Origin of the sequence: Prosthecobacter sp. (assembly GCF_049294395.1) — a bacterium.
Classification (GTDB): domain Bacteria; phylum Verrucomicrobiota; class Verrucomicrobiia; order Verrucomicrobiales; family Verrucomicrobiaceae; genus Prosthecobacter.
Window position 1 is genome coordinate 1 of the sequence record NZ_JBAQCR010000351.1, and the last position, 10447, is coordinate 10447.

The following is a 10447-nucleotide window of genomic DNA, read 5'->3' on the forward strand; positions in this document are numbered from 1 at the left end:
GGGTCACCCGTACGATCTTCCGCCGTACCCGTCATGGCCATCCCCAGCGCCAGTAAAAACAAGAAACTCATTTTCATCCAAGGCAGTAACCCCAAAGGAAATGGATCGTCACAGGCAAACTTCCAGATCGTTCGACCGGCTTCACACCACGGGTGGCAGCAGGCCTGCAGGTCTTGAGTTGTACCAAGAAATCATTGGCGGCATGCTTCGTGCGCTCTTAAATCTCAGCAGGATCACCCCGGCGGTGGTCTATCATTAAACCCATGCCAAACTCCACCGCACTCCGCGACGCCCTGACCCAGTCACCGAACAATCTGTCGTTGTTGCTGCTCTACGGTCGTGCGTGTCTGGAAGAACTGCATCTGGACGAGGCCCGTGAGGTCTTCACCCGTGCCCTGGAACAGGACCCGGACCAGACGGACGCCATGCTGGGCATCGCCAAAGTTTTGTTCATGGAGGGAGACACCTCAGGGGCCGCCGTGCGTGCCGAGCGCGTCATCTTTCTGGAGCCCACCAACGCCCAGGCCCACCTGCTGCTGAGCCGTGTGTATCTGAGCGAGGGCGACCGCCCCAAAGCCATCGAGCATTTTGACCGTGCTGCGCAGATCGACGGCACCATGAGCGATCCCGCCCTTGAGCGTGAGCTTGGCCGTACCGCGCGTGATGCCCGCAAAACCGCCCCTGCCCCGGCACCAGAACCTCCCAATCAGGAACCGCAAATCGCCGGCGGCCCCGATCAGGACGAATTCTTCGAAGATCCCTTCGATGACCCGCCCTATGACTGGCGCCCCGAGACCTTCTATGCCCCGGGTGATCCCGAGCGTGGCAACGTGACCTTTGCCGATGTCGGCGGCATGGAAGAGCTGAAGGAGGAGATCCGCCTCAAGATCACCTACCCGCTGCAGTTCCCCGATCTCTACAAAGCCTACGGCCGCAAAACCGGCGGCGGCATACTCATTTACGGCCCGCCCGGCTGTGGCAAGACTCTCATTCTCCGCGCCGTCGCGGGTGAAGTCCCGTGCAATTACCTCTCCGTGGGCCTGCATGAGATCTTTGATCCCTACTTCGGCAGCACGGAGCGCAACCTGCATCAGATCTTCGAGACCGCCCGCGCCAACGCGCCCTGCGTGCTCGTCTTTGATGACATCGATTCCCTCGCCCAGGACCGCCGCCAGATCCGTGAAAGCCAGATGCGTAATCTGGTGAACCAGTTCCTGCATGAGATGGATGGCATCCGCAGTGAGAACCAGCGCATCCTCGTCATCGGGGCCACGAACCAGCCATGGGCCATTGACCCGGCTTTCCGCCGCCCGGGTCGTTTTGACCAGGCCATCTTCGTCGCCCCGCCGGATGCCCCTGCGCGTGCGCAGATCATCGAGCTGCTGGCCAAGGACAAGCCCATTGCCGAATTCGACAACACGGAATTGATCGAAGCCACCAACGGTTTCTCCGGAGCCGACTTGAAATGGGTCTTTGATCGTGCCGCCGAACTCGCCCTTTCCGCCGCCATTCACACCGGCCAGCCCGTGCCCATCACGCTTGAGCTGCTGCTTGCAGTTGCGAAAGCGCATTCGCCCAGCACCGCAGAATGGTTTGAAGGCGTGCGCACCCACGCGCAGTCGCAGGAGGGCCCGAACAGCATCTTCAACGACATGCGCAAGTTCCTCAACGCGCCTTCGAATACGAAGAAGGAGCGGTGAGTCCCTAAAGGCAGGCCAAGCCTCCCCTATGGAGTGCGGTCGCGGAGTGAGGAACGAACGCAGCTACCGCTTTCGCAGGCCGGACGGTGAGCGAGTGCCATGAAATACCTGTTAGAGCCCTGGCTACGGCACGCGCTGGCTGGTCACCTTCTCGCGTGCCACGAGACGCTCGAAAGCGGTGGCTTCGATGCAGGCTTGCGCCGTGCATCTCCGCGACCGCACTCCAAATACTGGCGCGCAGCCTCCTACCGCGTCATCACCCCATCCACAATGCGCATGGCACCGCGAGGATTGGCGTCTTTGAGCAGCTCAGGCAGCGCCTCTTCCGGAAAGCCCTGGTAGCAGACAGGACGCACGAAGCGGTAGATGCTGCCGGTGCCGATGCTGGTGAAGAAGCTGTGGCTGGCGGCGGGATACGGACCGCCGTGGTGCATGGAGGGGCAGACTTCGATGCCGGTGGGGAAACCATTGAAGATGATGCGCCCCACCTTGCGCTCCAGCACACGGATGAGCGGGGCGAAATCGCGCAGATCCTGCTCGGTGCCCTGCAGGGTGGCGGTGAGCTGGCCTTCGAGGCTGTTTGCATAGCGCAGCATGTCTTCGAGCGTGGCGCATTGGGTGATGATGGAGCACGGGCCAAAGACCTCGCGGCGCAGCTCTTCGTTGGCTTCCAGCACGTCGATCGTCGTGGTGAAGATGCGGCAGGCCGCCTGGGAGGCGGTTTCAGAGGGCGGACTTTCGGACTGACCGGCAAGCTCCAGACCATCCACCGTCTGCCACACGGCGGTACCGGCGTCGTAGGCTTCGCAGATGCCGCGATGCAGCATCGTCTGCGGGGCCACTTTGGCCGCGAGGGCGGCAGCGTTGCTGATGAACTGATTCAGCTCGTCACTCTTCAAGCCGAGAACGACGGCGGGATTCGTGCAGAACTGACCCACGCCCATCGTCACGGAACCCACATAGCCTTCAGCGATTTTCGAGGCACGCTCCTTGAGCGCCCCGGGCAGCACGAAGACCGGATTCACCGAACCCATTTCGGCATAGACTGGAATCGGATGCGGACGGGCGGCGGCCACGTCCATCAGCGCACGACCACCGCGCAGGGAGCCGGTGAAGGCAACGGCCTGAGTGAGAGGGTGCTTGGTCAGCGTGGTGCCGATGTCATTGCACTTGCCATGCAGCAGGGAGAAGCAGCCCGCTGGCAGGCCCACCTTATGCAAGGCGTTCAGGACCGCACGTGCGAGCATCTCGCAGGTGCCAGGATGCGCAGGGTGGCCTTTGACGACGACTGGGCAGCCAGATGCCAGGGCACAAACGGAATCCGTGCCGATGACGCCAATGGCGAACGGGAAATTGCTGGCACCGAACACCACGACGGGGCCGATAGGCATCATCACGCGGCGCACATCCGGCTTGGGCAGCGGCTGGCGGTCGGGGATGGCATGGTCCACGCAGGCATTGGCCCAGGAGCCTTCACGGATCAGTGCCGCGAAGAGCTTGAGCTGGCCGATCGCACGACCACGCTCGCCGGTGAGGCGCGCCACCGGCAGCGCGCACTCGGCGTGGGCGCGCTCAATCAGCGCATCGCCCAAGGCGGTGATTTCATCGGCGATGGTGTCGAGCAAAGTCGCACGAGTTTCCGGTGTGGCGAAACGAAGAGCGTCAAAGGCACCGTCAGCCGCCTGCATGGCCTCATCGGCCTCGCGGTGCGTGGCATCGCCAAACGCAGGCTCAAGCTGGGCGCCAGTGGTGGGATTGAAGGCGTGAAAAAGGTGGCCGTGGGGAGCCGCCTCGCGGCCCGCGATGTAGTGATATCCAGTGAGTGTCATGGTTGGGGAGTCTCTAAAAGAGAAATGCGGTTTCGTCCAGCATTCGTGCGCCATGCCAGAAGCGTGCGATGCCGACGGTGTTTTCGTTTTTGTCGTAGCGATAAACAATCCGATAGGGATAGACAACGATCTCCCTTGTGATGCCGTCATCCAGCTCTGGAACGATGCGCCCCCGCTCAGGCATCTGCGCGAGGGACTCGGCGGCACAGACCAGTTTTTCGCCAAAGCGACGGGCGGCGGGCGGATTGTCCATGGAAATGTAGCGAACGATCTCCTTCAAATCGAGCAGCGCACGCGGCGAGACGATCACCCGACAATCCATGACGACATCAGTTCACGCACGTTCTCAATGGGAATGCCTTCACCGCGTTCCAACTGGTCAAAGCCCTCACGAATCCCGGCCACGAACTCAATCTCACGGGCCATGTCCTTAAGCGACATGTCTTCCGGAAGTTTCTCAAGGAGGTCGATGGCGATCTGGCGATTGCTCATAGCTCCAACCTGCCTGATTTACGTAGCACGGCAATACAAATTCATGCCTCCGGTTTTGCTCCCCCGTCACTTCGGCAGCCGAGCAATAGCACAGGTGGTCATCCGTTTCATGATCTGCGATTCCGTGGGCGGCAGCGGCACACTCGGCGGCATGGGCAAGCCGGACTCGGAAGTGGCGGTGTTCACATTCGAATCGGACCGCAGGGATTCGGCCTGCCAGACCGTCTTGCCTGAGGCCGTGTCCAGCAATGTGTAACTGGCCGCGACGCGGCGTATGGCGAATTCACTCGCGGAATACACGGTCACTGTGGTGCTACTCCGACAGGAGCTGGAGCAGCCGCTGCAGCAAGAGCCCGTGCGGCAGGTTTTGTCGCCGATCTTACCGCAGGAACATGATGAATAGACGGTGCGCGTGTTCTGACGCTGCCTGCTGGAGTGATCCACCGAGTTGTCGCGCAGGTCGATCCACAGCAGGTAGTGCAGGCCCTCCGCATGCGCTTTGCGGATGAAGCCCGGGCTGAGCTTGCTGCCGAGGACGATGGGCACACCCGCGCTGAACTTGGATGGCGGAAACCCGACGACGTCACGCGCAGCCTCCATGGTGAGCACACGTGAATGCCGCAACCGATGATCCAGCGCTTTCCCAGCCTCCTGCAAAATAGCTCCCTCTTCAGTCCGCCCCGGATACACCATCACCTCCTGAGCCGTCAAACCACCCACGGCGAGAGTTTTGCCCCGTAGATCATGCCTGCCCAAGGTGTTGCTGACGGCCAGAGTGGGGTCAGCCGCACAACTCGCCAGCCATGCAGCGACGAAGATCAGGAGAAGGGCGTGAGGTGTCATGGCAGCGCATGACCTCAGACGCGGCCTTAAATCAAATATTCAAATTCGAACCCCATGAAGGGAATGGCGACGCACTGCCGCCATTCCATGAGTGTGACCTTAGGCCATCGGATTCACCAAGGTGCCGATGCCGTCGATGGTGATGCTGATGATGTCGCCGCTTTGCAGGGTGAATTCATCTCCGGGGACGATGCCGGTGCCGGTCATGAGGAAGGTACCGGTGGGAAAGGTGTTGTCGCGGAAGAGGAAGCCTGCGAGTTCGGCGGGCGTACGCTTGAGCTGCGAGACGGTGGTTTCGCCTTCGAAGGCGGCGACTCCGGCGCGGTCGATCTGCAAATGAATGCGGGTCGTGGGCGCGGGTGGTTCGTTTTGAATCAGGATGGCGGGGCCGAGAGCGGCGCAGAGTTTAAAGCACTTGGCCTGCGGCAGGTAGAGCGGGTTTTCGCCTTCGATGTCGCGGCAGGAAAGGTCATTGCCCACGGTGTAGCCGATGATGTCGCCACGGCTGTTGATGCAGAGCGTCAGCTCAGGCTCCGGCACCATCCATTTGGAGTCACTGCGCAGATGCATGGCCTGCCCCGGATGGGCGACGCGCTGGGGGGTGGCTTTGAAGAAGATCTCCGGGCGCTCAGCCGCATACACGCGGTCATAAAAACTGCCGCCGCCTGCGTCTTTGCTTTCTTCCATCCGCGCGGTGCGGCTGCGGAAGTAGGTGACCCCTGCGGCCCACACTTCCTGAGAGACGATGGGAGCCAGGATGGTTTCCGATGCGGGGGCTTCCACCACAGGTGTTGTCGAGGCAATCTGTGAGAGATAAGCGGAGAGGCCCACGATTTCCAGCAGCGCATCCCAGTTCTTTTCAGGAACGGCGTGCCAGGCACTTGAGGTCTGAATGAAATTGCCGGTGGAGGTGCGGTATAAAAGCATGAGAAAAGGAAACTAGAGAAAGTCAGCCCTCATGCAACTTGGCTCACGCCTGATTCTTGCATAAAGCTTCGTCCAAGCCGTGCAGGCAGCTGACCCATTGAACAGCGATGTCAGGCAGCACCGCACGGTAGCTTTCAGCGGCACGACCGCCTACGATGAGGCGCATGGCAGAGGGCAGCAGTTCGCGCATGCGGCGCAGTTTTTCCACGATGACGGAGCAGCCTTCAGGATACACCACGCTCAGAGCCACCGCCGTGGCATGCCGGGCGATGGCGCATGCGGCGATCTCTTCCACGGGCAAGTTGGGGCCGAGGTAGGTCACGTACCAGCCCAGATCCCGCGCGGAGGCGGCGACGATCAAAGCTCCCAGTTCGTGCACTTCCCCCGCAGGGGTGGCCACCACGAGCTCCGGCGCATTCAGAGGCGTCTGACTGCCGGGCACGGGGGTGAGAAGCAGCTCGCGGATGATCGCCGTGGCGATGTGTTCGTGGCTCGGGCGCAGCGCCCCGAGCTGCCAGCTGTTGCCCACCTGGATGATCAACGGGCAGATGACCTGATGCAGCATGCCACGCTGGCCAAGCTGCATGCGCGCCTGCAAAAGCACCTGGCGCAGGCCCTCGCAATCGTAGCGCTTGGAAGCGGCGATGGCGTCGTCAACGTACTGCGCGGGCTCCATCGGCGGACTCTGCGGCGTGGAATCTTCTGCGGGAACAGGCGCGGTGGGATCTGCGGGGAGGGCAGATACGGGCTGTGCAACGGGCACGGTGCCCTGGGCCAGTTCCTCCAGCTCCGTCGTGGAGAGCCGTGCCACACCGCCGATGCGGTGGCCATTTTCCGTGAGAATTTTCAGCAGTTTCAGCCGTTTCACAGCTTCGTCGCAGTACATGCGGCGGTTCGTGTCGGTACGGCTGGGGCTCAGGGCGCTGTAGCGCCTCTCCCAGATGCGGATCACATGCTGGCTGAGGCCGCTGAGCTTGCTGGCGAGCTGGATAGGACAAGGCATGAACAAATGTATGGGAGTTGCCACTTGAGGCTGGCGCAGAAACGTTTACGCATTGCTGCCGCATCTGGCTACTACGTTGTCACATTTTCCACTACGACATGCTGAACTACATCTGGGCCACCCTACTTTTCATCGGACTTCTCGTCGCCGGCCTGGTCGGCCGCGTTTCTGGAGACGCCAGTGTCATCGACGCCGCGATGAAAGGCGCTGAAAAGGCCGTCATGGGCATCGCCCTGCCGCTGGCGGGCATGATGATGTTCTGGCTGGGGGTGCTGCGCCTGCTGGAAAAGGCGGGCGTGCTGGAGGCCGTGGTGCGCCTGCTCTCTCCCCTGCTCCGCCGCCTTTTCCCCGATGTGCCCACGGGCCACCCGGCCATGAGCGCCATGGTGATGAACCTTTCTGCCAACATGCTGGGCCTCTCCAACAACGCGACGCCGCTGGGGCTGAAGGCCATGGGACACCTGCAGGAGCTGAACCCGCACAAGCAAAGCGCCAGCAATGCAATGATCACCTTTCTGGCCCTGAACACCGGGGCCTTCACGCTGATCCCGATGACGGCGATGAATTTCCTCAACGCCGCCGGAGTGAGTCACAGCTTCCGTGTCATCGTTCCTACCATTCTTGCGACGGCCTGCGCGTCGGTTGCGGCGGTGATCGCGGCAAAGAGTTTCCAGCGGCTGCCGGGATTTGTGGCGCAGCCGGATGAATTCATTTCTGAAACCCAGAGCACGGCCGTCAAACCTGCGGGTATCTCCACCAAGGCGAAGTTTTGGCTCACGCTGCTGGGCACGCTGTTCATCGGCGTCTCCGCATTGGAACTCGGCCCGCCCTCCTGGCGGCAGACGGTGCTGGATCAAACGGGACTTTCCACCGTGCTGGCGAAATCTGCCCAGCGCAAAGCCGAGGCGGAGAAGACGCTGGCCTTGAAAAAGGAGGAGGCGAAAGCCGCTGCAGCGACGCAGACGAAGGTGGAGCCGCCCGTGTGGCGTCGTGTGATGGATGGGGCCTCCGGCCTTGCCATTCCGGCCATCCTGATCCTCGCCGTGAGCGTGGCCTGGGCACGCGGGGTGAAGGTGTATGAAGAATTTGTGGATGGTGCGAAGGAGGGCTTTCAGGTGGCGGTGCGCATCATGCCCTACCTCGTGGCCATGCTGGCAGTGCTGGCGATTCTGCGAGAGTCGGGGGCGTTTCAACTGCTGGAATACCTGCTGGCCCCCTTGCTGAACATGCTCGGCTTCCCGGTGGAACTCCTCTCGCTTGCACTCATGCGCCCGCTCAGCGGATCCGGCGCGCAGGGCATCCTCAATGAGATCCTCACACGGCCAGATTTGAGCGAGATGGTGAAATTCACCGCAGGCATCCTGTATGGCTCCACCGAGACGACTTTTTACGTGCTGACCGTGTATTTCGGCAGCGTGGGCATCCGCCGCTTCCGCCATGCTCTTGTGGCCGGGCTCACCGCTGACTTCATCGGCATGGTGGCCGCCGTGTTCTTTGGGCGGCTGCTGTTTGCGTTTACCTGAGGCTACACGTGCCATGAATTGGCATGCATGCTGCGTACGTTTCCGCCCTCTTCGACTCTTTCCCATGAAAATCCTCACCGCGTTGCTCCTGCTCGCCGTCGCAGTTCACGCCGCAGATCTTGTCGAACACGCGCGGGCCCATGCCGATGGCAAAGCTGCTTTCACTTTCGATGCCAGCGCTTGGAACGATGCCGAGGCCACGCGCCATCTGCCCATTGGCGTGTTTGATTCCGGCATCGGCGGACTCACGGTGCTGGAGGCGCTGCTAAAGCTGGACGCTTTTCATAATGACACGCTGCAGCCGGGGGCGGATGGGGTGCCGGACTTTGCGGAAGAGCGCTTCATCTACTTCGGTGACCAGGCGAACATGCCCTACGGCAACTACTCTGCGGTGAACCGCACGGACTACCTGCGCGAGCTCATCGTGAAGGATGCGGTCTTTCTGCTGGGCCGCCGCGCATGGCCTGCCAAGGGCGGCGAACCGAAGTATGACAAGCCGCCGGTGAAGGCCATCGTCATCGCCTGCAACACGGCCACGGCTTATGGACTCGAAGAGGTCCGCAAGGCCATGGCGGCATGGAAGGTGCCGGTGATCGTGTTGGGCGTGGTGGAGGCGGGAGCGCGCGGTGTTTTGGAATCCAAGGGCACCGGGGGCATCGGCGTGCTGGCCACCATCGGCACCTGCGCGAGCAAGGTGTATCCGCGCACCATCGCCAGCACGCTGGGACGCGCAGGGCAGAGCGTACCGGTGATCGCGCAGCAGGGCAGCGCCACGCTGGCGGGGGCGATCGAAGGAGATGCTGCATTTCCGGATTCGGTGTCGGCGTATGCGATGAAAGAGGCACGAGCGCTGGCGGAGGCGTATCGGGCGGAGAAGCCCACGACGCCGCTGCAAACGATTGTGCTGGGCTGCACGCACTACCCGCTGGCGCAGGAGGAGATCGACTCGGCATTCACCGCGCTGCGTCAGGACGCTGCATTTCGTGATCTCATCGCCGAGCAGCGCACCTTTGTGAATCCTGCTGAAGCGACGGCCCGTGAGTTGTTTCGCGAACTGGCGCAGGCGAAGCTGCGACTGAAGTCCGGTGAGAAATGCGTTCTTGAACAGGGTCTGTTCTACCTCTCCGTGCCGCGTGTGGAGGAAGTGGGCATCCAGCTCTCCGGCGATGGCAGCCTGGACAAGGACTACAAGTACTCGCGCAGCCCGGGCCACCTGGACTTTGAAGACACGAAAAACGTGCCACTGACGGCAGAGCTGATTCCAGTGAACAGCGCGAAGCTGGTGAGGGAGAGACTGCCTGCGGTGTGGAAGAGCATGGGGAAGTGAGGTGACGGCGCGGACAAGGATCAAGATCCCGACGGGCGCTGCTGGTAGGTGTTGGTGGACACCTCCGACCAGCCGTGGGGCTGAATGAGGGCCTCCAGCGTGGCGCGGAATCGCTTCCGTCGGCCGGACACGGTCTGTTTGAAGTCATCTCCGTGCGGGAAGAGTGCGCTGATCAAGACCTTCACGCGGCCATCCGGATATCTTTTGAGCGAGGCGGACTCCTGATTTTTTAGGATGGCCTCCGCAATGATCGCGGCGGGCTGTTTGACGTTCACTCTGCTGGCCATGGCGTGGAGCTGGCGTCTGCGGGTGGAAACGATCTCTGCGGCATGAGCTGCAACGTCCACACACCACTGCTGCATCTCGGCACGAGTGGAGCCGTTCACGGTGCCGCCGTGGCGCTCGATTTCGAAAGTCAGCTGCGGCGGGTTCCAGCACAACCCTTCCGTGCGTCCCCGGATCTTGTGCGCCTGCATGCCACCTGCGCGCGAACCGCGTAAAGATGGCCAGGCGTCCGCCAGCAGGGATTCGATTTGTTCCCGGTCGAGATCGGAGCCGGGAGGCTGACTCATGAGGAAGTCTTTGAGCGAAGTGTCCATGACGGAAGTTAATGAAATGATGTTTGATGCCACTGGTTTTTGCGTGCGCCCCGCACATTTCCGAAACTCCAAACCGAGAGATCATGACGATCCCGCAACGCCCAGCGGGAAGTGGAATCAGTGATGGCAGCGGGGCACCGGTGGTGAGTTTCAATTCCCATCAGAGTGGTAGGGTTCAGGGTCACAGGGTCACGACCTATATAT

11 protein-coding genes are annotated in these 10447 nt (G+C 61.7%); 4 read left to right on the forward strand and 7 right to left on the reverse strand.

Features of this window, described 5'->3' with window-relative positions; translation table 11 throughout:
• Together WAW39_RS23510 and WAW39_RS23515 are read left to right on the forward strand one after the other, a co-directional pair.
• Positions 1 to 259, forward strand: a 259-nt coding sequence (locus WAW39_RS23510) for a hypothetical protein (RefSeq protein WP_422321597.1), incomplete at its 5' end; no start/stop codon positions are given.
• Between the two features lie 4 nt (positions 260 to 263).
• Positions 264 to 1700, forward strand: coding sequence for an AAA family ATPase (locus WAW39_RS23515; protein ID WP_422321598.1), 1437 nt, complete (start codon positions 264 to 266; stop codon positions 1698 to 1700).
• A gap of 245 nt (positions 1701 to 1945) precedes the next feature.
• Here the strand turns inward: WAW39_RS23515 and WAW39_RS23520 are convergent, their stop codons facing one another.
• The 6 genes from WAW39_RS23520 to WAW39_RS23545 form a co-directional block, all read right to left on the reverse strand.
• Positions 1946 to 3529 (reverse strand): aldehyde dehydrogenase (NADP(+)), encoded by a 1584-nt coding sequence (locus WAW39_RS23520; RefSeq protein WP_422321599.1) that lies wholly within the window; start codon positions 3527 to 3529, stop codon positions 1946 to 1948.
• 13 nt (positions 3530 to 3542) lie between these two features.
• Complete coding sequence (locus tag WAW39_RS23525) at positions 3543 to 3851, reverse strand: type II toxin-antitoxin system RelE/ParE family toxin (RefSeq protein WP_422321600.1); 309 nt, start codon at positions 3849 to 3851, stop codon at positions 3543 to 3545.
• Positions 3836 to 4021, reverse strand: coding sequence for a hypothetical protein (locus WAW39_RS23530; RefSeq protein ID WP_422321601.1), 186 nt, complete (start codon positions 4019 to 4021; stop codon positions 3836 to 3838). Before WAW39_RS23530 ends, WAW39_RS23525 begins: the two co-directional genes overlap by 16 nt.
• A 66-nt stretch (positions 4022 to 4087) precedes the next feature.
• Positions 4088 to 4864, reverse strand: a complete 777-nt coding sequence (locus tag WAW39_RS23535) for a hypothetical protein (RefSeq protein WP_422321602.1) — start codon at positions 4862 to 4864, stop codon at positions 4088 to 4090.
• Positions 4865 to 4963: 99 nt separating this feature from the next.
• Positions 4964 to 5791, reverse strand: coding sequence for a fumarylacetoacetate hydrolase family protein (locus WAW39_RS23540; RefSeq protein ID WP_422321603.1), 828 nt, complete (start codon positions 5789 to 5791; stop codon positions 4964 to 4966).
• Positions 5792 to 5834: 43 nt separating this feature from the next.
• Positions 5835 to 6794: a MerR family transcriptional regulator gene (locus WAW39_RS23545; protein ID WP_422321604.1), complete on the reverse strand. Its 960-nt coding sequence runs from the start codon at positions 6792 to 6794 to the stop codon at positions 5835 to 5837.
• A 98-nt stretch (positions 6795 to 6892) separates the two neighbouring features.
• On the opposite strand from WAW39_RS23545, the gene WAW39_RS23550 reads away from it, so the two are divergent.
• Positions 6893 to 8317, forward strand: a complete 1425-nt coding sequence (locus tag WAW39_RS23550) for a nucleoside recognition domain-containing protein (RefSeq protein ID WP_422321605.1) — start codon at positions 6893 to 6895, stop codon at positions 8315 to 8317.
• A 64-nt stretch (positions 8318 to 8381) separates the two neighbouring features.
• Complete coding sequence (locus WAW39_RS23555) at positions 8382 to 9644, forward strand: glutamate racemase (protein ID WP_422321606.1); 1263 nt, start codon at positions 8382 to 8384, stop codon at positions 9642 to 9644.
• A gap of 20 nt (positions 9645 to 9664) precedes the next feature.
• Here the strand turns inward: WAW39_RS23555 and WAW39_RS23560 are convergent, their stop codons facing one another.
• On the reverse strand, positions 9665 to 10243 hold the full coding sequence (locus WAW39_RS23560) for a hypothetical protein (protein ID WP_422321607.1): 579 nt from the start codon (positions 10241 to 10243) through the stop codon (positions 9665 to 9667).
• Positions 10244 to 10447 lie beyond the last annotated feature (204 nt).